This window comes from Desulfosporosinus sp. Tol-M2 (genome assembly GCF_059735615.1).
The window spans coordinates 25,316-42,877 of the sequence record NZ_JCAIJG010000118.1 but is presented as its reverse complement, the minus strand read 5'-3'; the positions used below and the strand labels follow the sequence as shown (position 1 = coordinate 42,877).

General features: G+C 44.5%; 13 protein-coding genes, 3 tRNA genes and 2 riboswitches. All 16 genes read right to left on the bottom strand.

The window, feature by feature from the left end:
• Positions 1-5 precede the first annotated feature (5 nt).
• Positions 6-794 carry a lysophospholipid acyltransferase family protein gene (locus AC6I5A_RS09070; RefSeq protein WP_034614689.1) on the bottom strand — a complete coding sequence of 263 codons (789 nt, stop codon included), beginning with the start codon at positions 792-794 and terminating at the stop codon, positions 6-8.
• 514 nt (positions 795-1,308) lie between these two features.
• Positions 1,309-1,383 (bottom strand) — tRNA-Val (locus AC6I5A_RS09065).
• Positions 1,384-1,457: 74 nt separating this feature from the next.
• Positions 1,458-1,532: transfer RNA gene (locus AC6I5A_RS09060), tRNA-Ile, on the bottom strand.
• Between the two features lie 21 nt (positions 1,533-1,553).
• A tRNA-Asn gene (locus AC6I5A_RS09055) sits at positions 1,554-1,628 on the bottom strand.
• 144 nt (positions 1,629-1,772) lie between these two features.
• Positions 1,773-2,960 carry an RNA polymerase sigma factor RpoD gene (gene rpoD / locus AC6I5A_RS09050; protein WP_034614686.1) on the bottom strand — a complete coding sequence of 396 codons (1,188 nt, stop codon included), beginning with the start codon at positions 2,958-2,960 and terminating at the stop codon, positions 1,773-1,775.
• Positions 2,950-4,803 (bottom strand): DNA primase, encoded by a 1,854-nt coding sequence (gene dnaG / locus AC6I5A_RS09045; protein WP_052167991.1) that lies wholly within the window; start codon positions 4,801-4,803, stop codon positions 2,950-2,952. The genes rpoD and dnaG overlap by 11 nt, the downstream gene beginning before the upstream one ends.
• Before the next feature lie 341 nt (positions 4,804-5,144).
• Positions 5,145-6,302 (bottom strand): metallophosphoesterase, encoded by a 1,158-nt coding sequence (locus AC6I5A_RS09040; RefSeq protein WP_034614685.1) that lies wholly within the window; start codon positions 6,300-6,302, stop codon positions 5,145-5,147.
• Positions 6,303-6,592: 290 nt separating this feature from the next.
• Complete coding sequence (gene hydE, locus AC6I5A_RS09035; RefSeq protein WP_034614682.1) at positions 6,593-7,654, bottom strand: [FeFe] hydrogenase H-cluster radical SAM maturase HydE; 1,062 nt, start codon at positions 7,652-7,654, stop codon at positions 6,593-6,595.
• 76 nt (positions 7,655-7,730) lie between these two features.
• Positions 7,731-8,996: a [FeFe] hydrogenase H-cluster maturation GTPase HydF gene (gene hydF / locus AC6I5A_RS09030; protein ID WP_034614678.1), complete on the bottom strand. Its 1,266-nt coding sequence runs from the start codon at positions 8,994-8,996 to the stop codon at positions 7,731-7,733.
• A gap of 114 nt (positions 8,997-9,110) precedes the next feature.
• Positions 9,111-10,526 (bottom strand): [FeFe] hydrogenase H-cluster radical SAM maturase HydG, encoded by a 1,416-nt coding sequence (hydG, locus tag AC6I5A_RS09025; protein WP_034614675.1) that lies wholly within the window; start codon positions 10,524-10,526, stop codon positions 9,111-9,113.
• Positions 10,527-10,606: 80 nt separating this feature from the next.
• Positions 10,607-10,858: a TM1266 family iron-only hydrogenase system putative regulator gene (locus tag AC6I5A_RS09020; protein WP_034614672.1), complete on the bottom strand. Its 252-nt coding sequence runs from the start codon at positions 10,856-10,858 to the stop codon at positions 10,607-10,609.
• 581 nt (positions 10,859-11,439) lie between these two features.
• Entirely contained in the window at positions 11,440-12,105 is a 666-nt protein-coding gene (locus tag AC6I5A_RS09015) for a formate dehydrogenase subunit gamma (protein WP_034614669.1), read from the bottom strand.
• Between the two features lie 44 nt (positions 12,106-12,149).
• Positions 12,150-12,518 (bottom strand): iron hydrogenase small subunit, encoded by a 369-nt coding sequence (locus tag AC6I5A_RS09010; RefSeq protein ID WP_052167990.1) that lies wholly within the window; start codon positions 12,516-12,518, stop codon positions 12,150-12,152.
• Positions 12,519-12,542: 24 nt separating this feature from the next.
• The gene (locus AC6I5A_RS09005; protein ID WP_052167989.1) at positions 12,543-13,706 is read right to left on the bottom strand and encodes a [FeFe] hydrogenase, group A; all 1,164 of its coding nucleotides are present in this window, start codon (positions 13,704-13,706) and stop codon (positions 12,543-12,545) included.
• Positions 13,707-13,921: 215 nt separating this feature from the next.
• Positions 13,922-14,053: riboswitch (molybdenum cofactor riboswitch) on the bottom strand.
• A gap of 71 nt (positions 14,054-14,124) precedes the next feature.
• Positions 14,125-14,256, bottom strand: a riboswitch (molybdenum cofactor riboswitch).
• Between the two features lie 331 nt (positions 14,257-14,587).
• Complete coding sequence (locus AC6I5A_RS09000; protein WP_034614668.1) at positions 14,588-16,312, bottom strand: NADH-dependent [FeFe] hydrogenase, group A6; 1,725 nt, start codon at positions 16,310-16,312, stop codon at positions 14,588-14,590.
• A 15-nt stretch (positions 16,313-16,327) separates the two neighbouring features.
• Positions 16,328-17,551: a complex I 51 kDa subunit family protein gene (locus AC6I5A_RS08995; RefSeq protein WP_034614665.1), complete on the bottom strand. Its 1,224-nt coding sequence runs from the start codon at positions 17,549-17,551 to the stop codon at positions 16,328-16,330.
• Positions 17,552-17,562 lie beyond the last annotated feature (11 nt).

The window sequence follows — 17,562 nt, the reverse complement described above, 5'->3', positions numbered from 1 at the left end:
TATACTCAATCGTGCCATTTCTCTAAATGAGAACTAATGAATTTAATAATTGTTTTATTTTCCTCTTTTCCTGAACCATTGATCGCTACTGGTTCTCCAAAGGCCATATGAATTGGTTTACTCCGTCTGATTGGTCCCAAATCCTTTAAGTATTTTCCGATTTCCCAAAAGTCTGTCTTTATGGCAATGGGCACAACTTGAACCTTAGCATTATTTGCCAACTTTACTCCTAAGGTGTTAAATTCCTGCGGTACAAATTCTACAGTCCTTGTCTTTTGCGGAAACACAACAATCGATACCCCATTGGCTAATAATTCTTGTCCTTTTTTCATTACTGTTTGGAAATCTGCTCGGGAATTTTCCCTGCTGACAACGATTGGATTTCGCGAACGCATAATTGGGCCAAAGATCGGATGTTTAACCAGACTATCTTTAACGACAAAGGTGACGTTCATAAATGGAGCGATTATACAGGGAAATACAAAAGTCTCCAGTATGCTCATGTGGTTGCTGACAAAAACAACAGGTCCTTTACACTTCTGAAAATTCTCAAGCCCTGTGATATGAAATCTACCCCCGCAACCCTCAATTAACTTAAAAATATCATATGAAGATAACGCCCAAGCCTCTGTATCATATTGACCTCTTAAGGCTGCCCTACGGGATTTTAGCACGATATTTACATATTTACACATAAAATACAAACGCGTATTGAGCATTAGTCTATCTAAAAACAAACGACGAGTATTTTTCTCAGTATCATATGAATCCTTCGTAAAAAAGTCCTTTTTCAAAAACCATTCCTCCTGTCGATTTCCAATAGCCGGTAAGGCTTAAATCAATTATGTTTTTGATTAGTTCTGCATATTTCTGGGATATCCTTCCCTGAAGAGGATAATATTAACTTTAACTGAAGAATCATGCCCAGGTTACGGACAGAGACCGTTAGCAATAAGAATGATCTCTAAAAACAAACAAAGCCCCTCCCTTGAAAAGGAAAGTGCTGGCAACGACAGCCTTATTATAATTGTTTCCTACTAAATTGTCTACATATGATCAAAGCAAGCTATCTATTGCAAAACTTGACGAAAAACCATTAAGAATGTCGCACGGGAGGAAGCTGAAATAAGCTATAGAATATAATTATAGCTTAGTCTATTTGAGGAGGTGATTTAAGTTGAATCCATCCACCCCCTTGAGAGGATACAAGTATTTGAAAAACTAATCGTAATCGCGGAACTATACTATACAAGCAAATTTTTATTTTATGTCAACCCTGAAAGCCTTGGTGATACTGGTGGACGATACTGGTGGGCGATACTGGTCTCGAACCAGTGGCCTCATCCGTGTGAAGGATGCGCTCTACCGCTGAGCTAATCGCCCAAATCGACATTGGATATTCAATTATGCCGCATCCATCGTTCGAACCACGAACCACTAACTTCGTACCTCGATTATGGTGGGCCCACTTGGATTCGAACCAAGGACCGACCCGTTATGAGCGGGGGGCTCTACCGCTGAGCTATGGGCCCATATTGAGATAAATTCACAATTGGCTCCCCGAGTAGGACTCGAACCTACAACCTACCGGTTAACAGCCGGTTGCTCCACCATTGAGCTATCGAGGAATGTCCTTTGCACGCGTTATTATACGTAATTCTGCTCCTATAGTCAAGCCTTATATACAAAAATAAAATCCTTCAATCCCCAACGGACTTTTCAAACGTCATTCGAACCTCGAGCTTCGGACATCGAACTTCGTATTTTGTCGCTTATTCCAAGTAATCCTTCAGTTTTTTACTCCGGCTGGGATGGCGCAATTTCCGTAATGCCTTGGCTTCAATCTGCCGAATTCGTTCGCGAGTAACCCCAAATTCTTGTCCAACTTCTTCCAATGTTCGGGTACGTCCATCATCAAGTCCAAAGCGTAACCTCAGCACCTTCTCTTCACGGGGGGTTAATGTATCCAGAACTTCTTCCAATTGCTCTTTTAAGAGGATGAAGGAAGCGGCCTCGGCTGGTGCCGGAGCATCCTCATCTGGAATAAAATCTCCCAAATGAGAGTCTTCCTCTTCCCCGATGGGTGTCTCAAGCGAAACCGGTTCCTGGGCAATCTTCATAATTTCACGTACACGTTCTACCGGGATATCCATTACTTTGGCGATTTCTTCAGGCGCTGGTTCCCTCCCCAATTCCTGCAAGAGTTGCCGTGAAACGCGAATCAACTTGTTAATCGTTTCCACCATATGAACTGGAATCCGGATCGTCCGAGCCTGATCAGCAATGGCACGGGTAATGGCCTGACGGATCCACCATGTGGCATACGTGCTAAACTTAAACCCTTTGATATAATCAAATTTTTCTACTGCCTTAATCAATCCGAGATTACCTTCCTGAATCAGATCAAGGAAAAGCATACCCCGTCCAACATAGCGTTTCGCAATACTGACCACGAGTCGCAAATTGGCTTCAGCCAGTCGCCGCTTAGCTTCCTCGTCGCCGCCCTCCATACGTTTCGCCAATTGTATTTCTTCCTCAGCCGAAAGCAGAGGGACTCGTCCAATTTCTTTCAGATACATGCGAACCGGATCATCAATTCCCACACCTTCAGGGACGCTTAGATCCACTTCAGCCTCTTCTTCCACATCTTCTTCCGATTCCTCTACTATTTCATCCTCGTTTTCCTTGGCCTTTTTCAGAACCTCCAGATCAACTTCTCCTGGCTCAGGCACTACGTCTATCCCCATACGGCCCAATTGTTGGTAGACATCGTCAATTTGATCCGCAGAAAGATCAATCCCTTGGAGAGCATCCATAATCTCTCGGTATGTTATGAACCCTCTCTTTTTGCCTTTCTGAATGAGGGCTCGGACGCTGTCCATTTTTTGTTCTTCGTTCATCTGTCCCCCACCTTCCCTCAGATCATCCTGTTGGGAGTCTTTAACCTTACTATTCACCACGTTTTAACCGCTCTCCTATCTCTTTCAACAGAGCCATGGCCCCTGCCATGTCACCGATTTTTTCCAATGCTGCCATGCGTGCTTGAAGATCTTCTACTCTTTCCTCAGCTTGAGTAGAGAGAATTTCCTTGATACAATCATCTAAAAGCCGCTCAGTTTGCGATCTATCTAACTCTTCCAGAAACAAACTCGCCAACCGGCTTTGCACAGTTTCGTCACAATGCGCCGGCAAAACGCCATCCTGGTTGAGATAATTAAAAATTTGTTGATGTACAGGGACTTTCCAAAAGGATTCTCCTAACATAGCCTTGATTTTAGGCAAATATGAAATATCTTCTAAAAGCAGGCGTAGAAGCAAAAGCTCTGCTCGATAAACTCCCAAATAGACGATGGGGAGAGGGGGTACGCTATTATCCTTACATAGAATGGCATTAGTAATATTATCCCTACTTTTTAGAGAACTAACCCGTTTTTGTTGAAAATATTCCTGTACGCGCTCATTATTAGGTTTTTTCAGTTCGTAGCTTGCAATCTCGCGTTGTACTGCCTCTAATGTAAGGCCGAGTTCCAAACTTAAAAAGCGCTCATACCCTTCCCGTTCAACCGGACTGCTAACTTTCAAGATATCTGCTGCAAGTTTAATCACCAGTTCTGCCTTTTCCGGAATATTCCGTGGTGGCTGTTCGCGAAATAGTGTCTGATATTTAAACTCCACAAAGGTCAAAACCTTGCTTAGAGCTTGGTTAAACTTCTCCACACCATAACTTTTCAAAAACTCATCCGGATCCTTTGCTCCGGTTAAGGTTAAGACGTCCACCCGGATCCCAGCGTCGCGAAGGATTTCTCCCCCTCGAAATGCGGCCTGAATTCCCGCCCCATCGGAATCATAGAGAAGGACGACGCGTGAAGTATACCGTCTCAAAAGTTTTGCCTGCTCTTTAGTTAAAGCTGTCCCCAAGGAGGCCACCGCATTCGGGAACCCGGCATTTTGCAGAGCAATGACATCCAGATAACCCTCGACCAAGAGAGCATATCCTAATTCACGAATACCTTGATGGGCACGATGCATTCCATAGAGGTGATGTCTTTTATTAAAGAAAGCATTCTCCGGAGAATTTAGATACTTTGGGATAGAATCATCCAACACTCGGCCACCAAAGGCAATGGGATGTTTACGTTGGTCAAGTATACTAAATAGCACGCGGTTTCGGAAACGATCATAATGGTGTTGCCCGTCTTTACCCAGCGTTTCCTTTTCAACGGCCAGACCGGCCTCGGCTAATTCATGCGGTTGAACGCCCCGTTCCTGCATGTAACTCAATAATCCATCCCAACGCTCCGGAGCATAACCCAAACGAAAGCTTTTCATGGTATCTATGTCAACCCCGCGTTTAGCAAAATAGACTCGTCCGGGTTCTCCTTCGGGTAATCTCAAAAGAAGGTCGTGATAGTAACTTGCCGCCCATTCGTTAATTTCTTCAAAACGTCGGCGGAGTCGGTTTTCTTCCCGTTCACGGGGAGATTGTTCCTTCTCAGGAAGAGACACGCCGTATCGGCGCGCTAAATTACGAACGCTCTCCACGAAAGACCAATTTTCCTTCTTCATAATAAAAGAAAAAATGTTTCCCCCAACATTGCATCCAAAACAATAAAACATTTGTTTCTCAGGGGTCACAGTAAAACTAGGTGTCTTTTCCGAATGGAAAGGACAAAGTCCCCAATAGTTTTTCCCCTTTCGCTGCAAGCTGACATATTCAGATATTACCTCAACGATATCCGTGCGTAAACGCACTTCCTCGATAGTCTCTTGCGGAATTACTTCGACATGAATTCTATTTTCCACGTTCTTTCGCCCTTTGATGTTTACCCACACATTTTTAGTTTGCTTGGTTTGTCTAGTTTCTCAACCCTTCTCTAATACAATTCTTCGCCGAAAATTTACGGAATCCTCTTTTTTAGTCTTCTTATCCAGAATTAGTTTTAGAAAGAATTCGAACACTCTACCAAAAACTATTCTATTCTCTTTTTTATTTGATAATACCTCCTTTTTGGCATCTTTTTTTATAACCAGCTGCTCTGTTACACATACTTATACTTCCTAATCAAACCCTTTACCTATGCTCGGGCGCCAAGATACTAGTGTGCCGCTTATGAGAAATGAAAGTTAATTCTTAAATATATCGATTAATTAAACTTAATCATAATATCCACAACTTCCGGTGTATTACCAAGACGGACCGGTGGTCCCCATGTTCCGTAACCTGACGAAACTATGAGTTGAAAATCGTTCTTACGCAGTAACCCCCAGTCCTTTTCAAAAATCCGACGTGTAATAAATTGAATGGGAAATATTTGTCCACTGTGCGTATGTCCTGATAACTGCAAATTCACCCCTTGTTCAGCAGGCTCTTCTAATTGCATTGGTTGATGATCCATTAAGATACTTGGCAGAGAACGGTCTACCCCTTGCATTAAAGTTTTTAAGTCTTGTCTCGGAACCCCATTGAAATGCGCCCCTGACCGATCATCTCGCCCAATAAGATAAAACCTCCCGGCAATCTCAAGGAAACTATCCCGTAATACTTTTACACCTGCCTCACCCAAGTAATTTATCGCGTCCTCAGCATTACCGCCAATGTACTCATGATTCCCCAGTACAGCAAATACACCATACGGAGCACTTAGTTTGCGAAAGTTTTCGGACACTTGTTGTTTATTTGACGATTCAATATTCTCATCGAACACATCTCCCGCAAACAGAATCAGGTCGGGGTTTAGTTCATTAACCGTCTTGACCATCTCCGTGAGATTACCGTTATGAATGATCGTTCCTAAATGAACGTCTGAAACCATGACAACATGTAACTGTTTTAGAGATCCGGCTTGCTTGGCAATTGTTAAATCATAATGATTAATTCGAGGGTGTCGGGCATTCCAGGCGCCGTAACTTACAATACCGACGACTAAGATCAACACGGCTAATCCCAAAGCAGGGTTAAAATTCGGTTTTATTTCGGGCGGGATAACTTGAAGAAAGTGATCGAACAAACGCAGGAAATCCAAAGTAGTGATTACTAATAAAAAGCAGAACATAAAAGCCAGCCAATAAGCCCCTACCATTGTCATTGCTTCGTATACTACCGTCGGTAGAAATTTATGGCTGAATCGACTGAATAAAAAGGACCAGGAAACCAGCCAAAAGATGGTCCAATATACTTTAGAAGTTAATAAAGGGACGCAGCTAAACAAGGCCTGCCACCCACGCAGACCAATGTAGTAATTGAGTCCGCTATAAATTAAAAAAATAGCGCAGCCTGCCAAGATATAGAAAGGATTTACCATTTCTTGATTCTACCTCCGAATTTCGATGTTTAACGCGGGGATTATATCATCTGGAGCTTATTATATAGCTTTTTCGGGATTACAACACATGCCTTAATATGCACCTTATATAATTAAGAACGAAAAAGTGAGAAGTTGGCTCAAATTAGAAGTAATAAGCAGTTGGGAACAAGAATAAAGTACTGACACTAAAGTGACACTAAAAGAATCCCTACTCGGCGTAACCTGTCGTTTCGCCGAGTAGGGCATTCCTTATGCGGGAGCAGCCTATCCAATTTGGGAAATTGGTGTTATCTACTCTTGCACTCATATTGCAAACTATCCCCTCTACCCGGATCCACTTCAAAGCCCGCTGCCTGAATCCTTCTTTCTATACAATATTGGCAATCTTGCGGCTGATCATCCCCACAAATTTTGTTTTCGTAAAGAGCGTATTGTTTTCTTACAGATGTTGGAGTAATAATCGGCATCAGGACATTGGCGCCCGCTTTCAAGGCAAGTTCCCGACCTTGCGGATGCAGAGTGCCAAGTGCCGTCGTGGCCGGAAGAAGGCTCTCCGGAATAAGCAGCCGCGCCAGAGCTACCATCACCAACGTATCTTCCGCCGTTCCGCCCTTTTTTATACCCAGCGGCGTCTCACTATGCGGAATAAAAGGCCCGATTCCGACCATGTCCGGACGAAGTTCTATTAAATATCGCAAGTCCTCCGCCAAATCGGCGGAGGTTTGTCCGGGAAGCCCCACCATAAACCCGGCTCCCACTTGGTAGCCGATGTCCTTCAAAGCGCTCAAACAGGCCCGGCGATTCTCAAAAAGCATTGTTGGGTGTAACTTTTTATACAGTTCCTTTGCAGCCGTTTCGTGGCGCATCAAAAAACGATCTGCACCAGCCATAAAGAGACTTTGATAGGTTTCTCTTCTCCGCTCGCCGATCGATAAGGTAATAGCTGCCTCCGGATAACGTTTTTTGATCTCCTGCATCAAAGCAACGAGCATCCCGTCGGTATACCAAAGGTCTTCCCCACTTTGCAGGACAAATGTCCGATATCCTAATTCGTACCCTTGAGCACAGCAACCTAGAATTTCTTCCGGCGTTAACCGATAACGCTTCACCTGGGCATTGGAAGCCCGGAGGCCGCAATACAGGCAATCCTGCCGGCAATAGTTCGAGAACTCAATAAGCCCTCTCAAGTAGATTTTATCCCCATAATACGCCTGTTTCGTCTTTAGGGCATAGTTATAGAGGACCTCTCTGTCCGCAGGAGTTATGCTTTCCAGGAGATAGATTATTTCAAATTTTGCGAGCTCATTCGTCTGATAGGCCTTCTCCAGTAAATTAGATACTTCACTCACATTACCACTCTCCCTACCCAACGTTCGCTAACAATCCAACACCATTGAGACTTGCCGCATCCCAAATCTTTCACTATCAATTATCTTCCAGGATCATCTTCGCCAGGGGGAATGGTTCCAGCGCTCGCGGCAGTAATCCCTGAACATAGGCAATGAGTATGCCGTAGTTAACAATAGGCACATTATGCTCTTTCACCCGTTCTATTCTGCTGAGCATGCCGGTTCTGTTCAGCATACAGGCCCCGCAGTGGACGATCAGGGCATATTTCTTGATGTCCTCCGTAAAGGTTGCCCCTGCGGAGAATTCAAACTCGATCTGCTTACCGCTTCTCTGCCGCAGCCACCTTGGGATCTTCACACTGCCGATATCATCCGCTTGTCTATGATGGGTACACCCTTCCGCTATTAAAACCTTATCTCGATCCTGAAGCCTGGCAATCGCCTTGACGCCTTTAATAAACTCTGTTAAATCCCCCTTTTGTCTGGCAAAAAGAATCGAAAACGAAGTCATTAAAATATCCTTAGGCGTATCGGCAGCCACTTTTAAAAAAACCTGCGAATCGGTTATTACCAGCTTTGGTTTTTTGGCCAGATTATTCAGGGTTTCTCTGAGTTCGTATTCCTTAGTTACGATCGCCATCGCATCACTATCCAGGATGTCTCTTATCGTCTGTTGTTGCGGAAGAATTAGTCTTCCTTTGGGCGCTGCTTTATCAATCGGCGTAACCAGCACAATAAAATCACCCGGGTTAATTAAATCCCCCACAATTTTAAACTTATCTTGATCCTCCGGGATAACTGCGATTATTGCATTCTTTAATTCGTTGATTCCCTGCTTCGTTAGAGCTGACACAGCAACGACCAGGGTGTTTAATTCTGCTTGGAGACTACTTACTATTCTTTTATGTTTGGTTTCATGTTTGGTTTCATGTTCGTTTTCGTCTTCAATAGTATCCAGCTTATTTAAAACCACTATCAGCGGTTTCTTCTTTTCCCTAAATTTATCAATAATAAACCGATCAGCGTCATTGATTCCGACCTTAATATCTACAATAAGCAGTGCCAGATCAGCGATATCCAGAACCTCCAAAGTCTTCTTTTTCCTGAGCTCTCCTAATTCTCCCGGATCGTCTATGCCGGCCGTATCGATGAGCACACACGGTCCGATGGGCAAGATTTCCATGGCTTTAAACACCGGGTCGGTCGTTGTGCCTTTTACTTCGGAAACTATTGCCGTTTCCTGGCCGGTGATGGCATTGATCACACTGGATTTCCCTGCATTTCTCTTGCCCAATAACGCCAAATGCACTCTCCCGCCTCTTGGCGTTTCATTTAAGCTCATCCTAGTCCCTCCCCAAGATCATTTTCCCGGAACTCCCGATTTTGTGACTTCAAACGGATTCAATAGCCCATCATAACTTTGTCCCCCCCGACGCAGACTGATTACAACACTCAATTAGAACCTTAAATCTCTCTCTCCTGCTTCGATTCGCTTAAGTTTTTCCAGAGCCGCCTTTCTGGCTGCCTCTTTCGGAATCTCCCGGAGACCCTTAGCGATGACTTTTTGGCCTGATTCCTTTAGCTCGTCATCAGCGTAATCGAGAAGGAATTCGCGAAAGGTCAGCAAGGCATTCGGTTGACAAACATTGTGTATTTTTCCCGACTTAGCCAAAGACATAAACCGGTCTCCGGTTCTACCTTCCCGATAGCAGGCCGTACAGTAGCTTGGCAAATAACCGCTTGCACACAAACCTTTGATCACTTCCAGAGGCGGACGATGATCCGCTACTTCGAATTGGGGTTTGCCCTTTGATTTATTTGCGCCGTGTTCCTCCGAGTAGCCGCCCACTCCCGTGCAGGAACCCGCGCTGATCTGTGAAATTCCCAGGGCCAGTACTTCCGCCCTAAAATTAGGTTCTTCCCTTGTGGATAAGATCATTCCGGTATAAGGAACAGCTAATCTCAAAACCGCAACTATTCTTTTGAATTGATCATCCGCAACAAGGTAGGGCAGCCCGTTAAGATTCACTCCCTCAGCTGCTCTCAGTCTGGGAACAGAAATTGTATGCGGCCCTACGCCAAAGGCTTCCTCCAAGTGTTCCGCATGCATCAGCATGGCAATAGTTTCGTATTTGTAGTTATATAAACCATATAATACGCCAATTCCGACATCGCCAATGCCGGCTTCCATCGCTCTGTCCATGGCCGTAGTATGCCAATTGTAATCATGCTTGGGACCCGTGGGATGCATTTCTTCATAAACTTCCCGATTATACGTCTCCTGGAAGAGAGTATAGGTACCAATTTCAGCCTCTTTTAAACGCCGGTAATTCTCTATGGTCGTTGCCGCAACGTTAATATTGATGCGTCGAATACTGCCATTATCAAATTTCAAGGAGTAAATTTTCTTTATGCATTCAATTACATAATCCAAGGAGCAATTAACCGGATCTTCGCCTGCCTCCATGACAATTCGTTTGTGTCCCAACGATTCTAAAATTTTGATTTCCGCTTCCAATTGTTCCATGGTTAGTTTGCTTCTCTTCAGGCTCTGACTACAGGCCTGATAGCCACAATAGACACAGTTATTGACGCAATAATTACTAATATAAAGAGGCGCGAATAAAACGATTCTCTTGCCATAAATCTTTTCTTTAATCTCTTTGGCTGTCTTAAACATTGCTGCCAGGACGTTTTGATCCTCAATATTTAACAGCACCGCCGCTTCTCTATGCGTCAATCCTTGGCAAGTCTTTGCCTTTTCAAGAAGCACCCTGACATGGTCTTTGTCCTTAGCCCTAACCTGTCCTTCTTCCAGCGAAATCCTAACTTCTTCATCGATAATGAAATCCTTCGCCAAATACGCTTTCATCTTTAGACCTCCAACTTTTTGTGTTAATGCTATTACCTCTCCTAAATATAAACCTTTCAAATTCTGTGGTTACTTCGACCTTAAATAATTCTGGTGAGCGCGCTCTTGACGGTAACTTTCGGAAGGTTGCCCAGTTTCCCGGTCAGGGAGCCGACCTGATCAGTGCTGCCATCAACAATCAGAGATATGACGGCTACTTCCCGGGTTTGATGGGGCAGACCCATGCGGCCGATAATCAGATCGGCATGCTCGCTTAAGATCTGATTAACCTTGCCAACCACCTGCCGGTCTTCAATTACTACCCCGATAACTCCCAAACGCTTTTCTGTCATACTTATACCCATTCCTTTCTTGAGGCATCAAACGTTCTGACTCATAGACCCCCTTTTCATCCAGTGTGAGACTCCCTCTTAACATGTGAGGATGACGCACTTTATCATCTTGAGGAATTTACTGAAAAGTGAGACAAAAAATATTTTCAAATCACAAAATCTAACGTTACAGGTGTGAGTTGTCCCTCGTACTTTGCTACGCTGGGGGAAAACAGAGAATGTCTCAAGCGAAGGCTTAGCCAAAATAAAACGCTTACCCTGAAATATTAGAGTAAGCGGTCAAACATATCATGATTTTTAATATGATGACCCCTTTAACTCAGCAATAACCTTGTTCTCAGGGTAAAACTTATAAGTTAGAGCGCCTGCAGAGCAGCCGCATGGACCTTTCTGCAAACTCTGACCCGGATTACAGGAACCTCCTGGTAATCCATTTACATATCCCCTCTTCTTTTTATAAGATTCTTCGTTCGTATCCGTGTTTAGACGACTGCCCTTTGCACCTTATTTTATACTAAAGTATAGCATAATATTATGCAAATGTGAATCTTCTCTCAATTCAGCACATCTCCATTACGACCTTAAGCTTCTTTCCTCAGCTCGGAAAACCACTTGCTGTTATGCTCGGCACTTGATGCCGCATCCACATAACCATCAATCATCATAGATGCGAATTCACCGCGGGATTTCGAATTAATTGCCGCCAAATAGAAGTGCCCTGCTATCATTATAATTAAAACCATCCCTGTCCAAAAATGAATCGCATAGCAAGTATTTAAAAAAGCAGCCGATACAGTATGACGTCCCAGCCACATTTCAAAACCAGTAAAAATCATCAAAAAACAGCCTATAATAACTAACCAGCCGAGAACTTTTTGCCCGGCATTGTATTTATCTTGTGGCGGTCTTACTTTCATTTTAATGAAGGGCACATAACCACCCAGGACTTTAAACCAGGCCATATCGTTCCTGGTAAAAGTTGTAATGGTGTCAATAAAACGCGCGAACCGATCAAAATTTAAAAGAATGTAGAGAGTAGGTCCTAACGTGAAAATTACGCCGGTCCAAACATGGACAAGTGATGCGTTCGCACCACCTCCAAATAGGTTGTTAATGCCGTTGCCGGACCAGTGGAAGCCTATTCCAGTAAATCCCAGGAGGATAAAAGTAATTAAGTGTATCCAATGCATCGTCCGGGTCTGCGTACCATGCTTTAAGGCTTTGCCTTTGACAATTTCCTTACTCATTTATAGCCTCTCCTTTCCAACATTTCATATCTTCTTATCTCTTTTTATGATACAGCTTTTACATCTTCTTTTGGATGATTCAGCTCCTCAATTAATGCGGGAATATCCTTGCCGTAGCGCGTATGCAGCAAATGATGAGACTTGCTGCTCAGCGGTTTTACTTCTCCCGGTGATAAGAATTCCTTGTATAATTGCTGAACTTCAGGATTCAGGTGCGACTTACGAATGGTCATCTTTTCATCCAAGGAATATAACCCGGCTGATCTTTGGGCAATATAATCAGTACTGGTTTTGGCGCTGCTGAACCCCAGTTTCATAAACAGACCGGAAAAGGCTGCAACCACTGCCAACGCGACTGTTCCTTTTAGAAACTGCCGCCTGTTTATGCCTTCTTTTTCATGAAATAATGTCATCGTTATTTCTCCTTTTTATTTTTATTAGGCATCCCGCCGGATCGGTTGCCCACCACCGTTAATACACCCACCCGGGCAATTCATAACTTCGATAAAATGATAGTCGAGTTTTCCTGCCAATACATCTTCAATTACCTGGCCTACATGTTTAGTTCCGGTTATTATGGCAACTTTCACCGGGAAAACTGTATTCCCCAAAGCTTTGATTGGCACCGGAACTGTAGCTTCTCGAACCGGAGCCAGTCCGCGTACAGCTTTTAATTCAATTTTATCCAAAGTTTGCCCACTCAATAACTCATAAGCGGTACGCAGCGCCGCTTCCATCACACCTCCGGTCACACCAAAAATCGTAGCCGCACCGGTGGATTGACCGATAAAAGAATCTGCTTGTTCATCTACCAGGATATTAAAATCTATCCCTACGTCCTTAATCATCTGGGCCAGTTCGCGAGTCGTTATTACCGCATCCACATCCTGGTGGCCGCTGCTGATCATTTCCGGCCGGTTGCACTCATATTTTTTAGCCGTACAAGGCATGACAGAAACAGAATAAACGTCGGCAGGATCGATGTTCAGTTTTTGGGGTAAATATGTCTTGGCTAATGCTCCAAACATCTGCTGGGGAGATTTGGCCGTTGACAAATGAGGAAGGATTTTAGGATAATTATCCTCTGCATATTTAATCCAGGCTGGACAACAACTCGTAAATTGGGGTAAGGGACCGCTTTCTTCGTAACCGGGTTGTCCTACTGCTTTAAATACCCGATTAATTAACTCAGTGCCTTCTTCCATAATTGTTAAGTCCGCAGTAAATTCCGTGTCGTAGACTTTATCAAAACCTAATTTTCTTAAAGAAGCAAACATTTTACCTTTGGCATTATACCCCGGCTCCTTGCCAAATTCTTCACCTAAAGCTACCCTGACTGCCGGCGCAGTTTGAACTACTACAAATTTTTTCGGATCAGTTAAAGCTGCCTTTATTTCTGCGATCATACTCTGGTCTTTGATTATTCCGGATGGGCAGTTAATCAGGCACTGCCCGCAATTGATGCATTTTTTTTGATCAATATGATGTTGTTCGCCAAGTTTTCCGGTTATGGCACCCGTAGGACATATTGGAGTACAGTGATCACAGGACTTGCATAGGGCAGTAACACTTATAATACCTTCAGCTGCTACAGAATTCACTATTCACCCTCCTAAAAACATAATTTAGAAAGCATTCTCTTGGTAATTTGAAAAAAGCGATTAAATCTTATTATAACCACACTTATATTTATGTATAAGTGTATCCTTATACACCAAGTACCTTCACCAATTTATTCACATACATTACCTGCATCAATCAGCTCATAATAGAAAAGACTCCACCTTCAGAAAGTGAAGCCATGCCAAAAAAAGCCTAACTGGCCTGGTCACCTCCTTTTCAATAGTGAAGGCATACCCGTTTCCAGGTACACCCCGAGGGCTTTAAGCCCTGGCCGGTTACCATAGATTACTCATTAGGTTGATCCGGCTCGGAGATAGGATTAATTAAGTTTTGTGAATCATAAATATAAATAGAAAAGACTCCACCTACAGAAAGTGAAGCCACGCCAAAAAAGCCTAACTGGCCTGGTCACCTCCTTTTCAATAGTGAAGGCATACCCGTTTCCAGGTACACCCCGAGGGCTTTAAGCCCTGGCCGGTTACCATAGATTACTCATTAGGTTGATCCGGCTCGGAGATAGGATTAATTAAGTTTTTGTGTGCGATAAACGTGCCATAAACATAGGTAATCCTTAGTAAACATGCATAAACAACCTATAACTGATTATAGCTTTATTGAGATTAACTTGCAAGAACATTATGACTCACAGTCAAAGAAAAACTGATTTATACGAATTGCCTTTCGTAGATTAACTGAAAAAACGCTTACCCTGAAATAATAGAGTAAGCGGTCAAAATATCATGATTTTTAAGATGATGACCCCTTTAACTCAGCAATAACCTTGTTATCAGGGTAAAATTTATAAGTTAGAGTGCTTGCAGAGCAGCCGCATGGACCTTTCTGCAAACCCAAACATCAGTTACAGGAACTTTTTGTTCTTAGCGTGGTAGTGCGTATGCAATAACTCATGAGATTTGTGTCCCAGGGGTTCAATCAGGAAGTCTTCATAAAGCTTGGCTACTTCCGTATTCAAATGTGACTTCCGAACCTCCATTGCTTCGTCTTCGACATAGATAGCATCAATCCGCTGGACACGTTTGGCATTGGCTTTGGTTATCGGTTGTCCGCCGCCGCCGATGCAGCCACCCGGGCAGGCCATGATTTCAATGAAGTGATAAGGGGATTCGCCGCGTCGAACCTGATCCATGAGTTTTCTGGCATTGCCAAGGCCATGCGCAATAGCTACTTTTACCACTGTCCCTTTGAGATCAACCGCAGCTTCCTTAATTCCTTCAAAACCACGGGTTACGGTAAAGTTAACGTCCGGAAGAGTTTCTCCCATCACTACTTCGTAAACTGTGCGCAGGGCAGCTTCCATAACCCCGCCGGTGGCTCCAAATATAACGGCAGCGCCGGTATATTCGCCCATCCAGGGGGAGAAGGGAGCGGGCGCCAGCTTCGTAAAGTCAATACCGCTCATCCGGAACAGGCGGCCAACTTCCCGCGTGGTCAGCACGATATCAACATCCCGGAATCCACTGCTGTTCATTTCTGGGCGGGACGCCTCAAACTTCTTGGCTACACAGGGCATAATGGATACCGAGAAGATCTTCTGCGCGGGAATTCCCATTTTGTCCGCCCAGTAGGTCTTAGCCAGGGAACCGAACATCTGCTGGGGTGATTTACAGGTAGACAGGTTGTCCAGCAGGTCGGGATAATAAGTTTCACAGAAATTAATCCAGCCGGGGCTGCAGGAGGTAAACATGGGGAGGGTTCCGCTATTTTTCAGACGGCTAAGAAGTTCGTTACCTTCTTCCAGGATTGTCAGGTCAGCGGTGAAGTTGGTATGCAGCACATGGTCGAACCCAATCTGCTTCAGACCGGCCACAAAGACTTCCATGGGCAGATCGCCGGTATTCATTCCAATTTCTTCACCTAACGCCAAGCGCACGGCCGGGGCAATCTGGGTAACAACGACAGTATCAGGATCGGCTATAGCCGCCAGCAATTTGTCGATCTCTTCGACTTCACCGATAGCTCCTACCGGACAGGCATGGATGCACTGACCGCACATGATACAAGGGCTGTCGAGCAAATCTTTGCCCAGAGTGGGAACTACTATGGCATCATTGCCGCGATTCTCGATCCCCAGGGCATTAACGGTCTGGATAACGGAACAGGCTTCAATACAACGACGGCAGAGTACGCATTTGTCAGGATCCCGGAACAGGGAAGGGGTAGAAAAGTCTTTACCGAGTCCTCTGACCTTCAACTCAAACGGGTTATCCCGGATGCAGTATTCGGCTGCCAGGCTTTGTAATTCACAATTTTCATTGCGGATACAATTTAAGCAATCCTGGGGATGATTAGCCAGAATCAGCTCCAAAATTGTTTTCCGGGCTTCGATAACTTTGGGAGTTTTGGTCTTGATTACCATTCCTTCCATGACTGGCTGTGAACAGGCTGCTTGGAGAAGATTGCTGCCTTCGACTTCACATACGCATACCCTGCAATTAGCCTTTACGGACTGGTCAGGGTGATAGCACAGTGTAGGAACACTTACACCGGCCTCTTTAGCTGCCTGCAGGATGGTTGAGCCATCAGGAACGGAAACTTTGATTCCGTCAACAGTAATGTTTAGCATTTTTTTCACTCCTTCCTACATCAGCTTAGCGTTATAATCGGCGGAAAAATGTTTGATGGTACTCAGTACCGGTGCGGGAGCAACTTGTCCCAGACCACAGAAACAAGAATAGGACATTACCCGACCCAGTTTACCCAGCAGAGCTACATCTGCAGAGGCCCCTTTACCGTCATTAATCTTATTCATTAAATCATGCATGCGCATCGTACCCTCTCGACAGGGAGCGCATTTGCCACAGGATTCATCTGCAAAGAATTTAGAGATCCGGGCAGTTACATCTACCAGATCCCGGCTTGCATCCAGCACAAATACTGCTCCGGAGCCAAGAACTGCCCCAATAGCAACCATGGCATCAAAGCTGATTTGGGTGTCCAGTTGGGAAGCGGGGATAAATGCCCCGGAGGTACCTCCGATTTGAACAGCCTTAAATTCTTTACCGGCCGCAATGCCGCCGCCGAATTGGAAAATTACTTCTTTGATCGTCGTATCGGTAGGAACTTCAAAGAAAGTTTTATTATTGACGTCGCCGGTTAGGGTTACTACTTTAGTGCCTGGATAGGAAGGTGCGCCAATCGCGGCGAACCAAGCGGAACCCTTCTCAAGGATTACCGGTATATTGGCGAATGTCTCAACATTGTTCACGATAGTTGGTTTGCCCCACAGTCCCACGACCGGTGGAAAAGGCGGTCTAATCCGGGGCTCTCCCCGGTTGCCCTCGATTGATTCGATCAGGGCGGATTCTTCGCCACAGACATAAGCTCCCGCTCCCAGGCGGACTTCAATCGAAAAATCTCCCAAAACCCCTTTTGCCTTGGCCTGAGCTATAGCCTGCTTTAAGGTTTCAGCAACTGAGGGATACTCGCCTCGACAGTAAATAAAACCTTGGGTTGCTCCGATTGCATAGCCGCAGATCGCCATACCTTCCAAAACGGTATGCGGATCATTTTCCATAATTATCCTGTCTTTATAGGTACCGGGTTCACCTTCATCTGCATTACATATAACATATTTCTGGTCGGCTTGAGCCTGGTAGGCAAAATTCAATTTCATACCACAGTTGAAACCGGCTCCGCCCCGGCCTCTGAGCTTAGATGCCTTTATCTCATTAATAAGGTCAACGTTACTCATAGCGCGGGCTTTGTTCAGTGAATTGTAACCCCCCACAGCAAGATAATCGTCTATCTTTTGTGGATCAATTTTCCCGTAATTACGCAGCACAATGCGCATTTCCTCAGCCATCTCTATGTCCT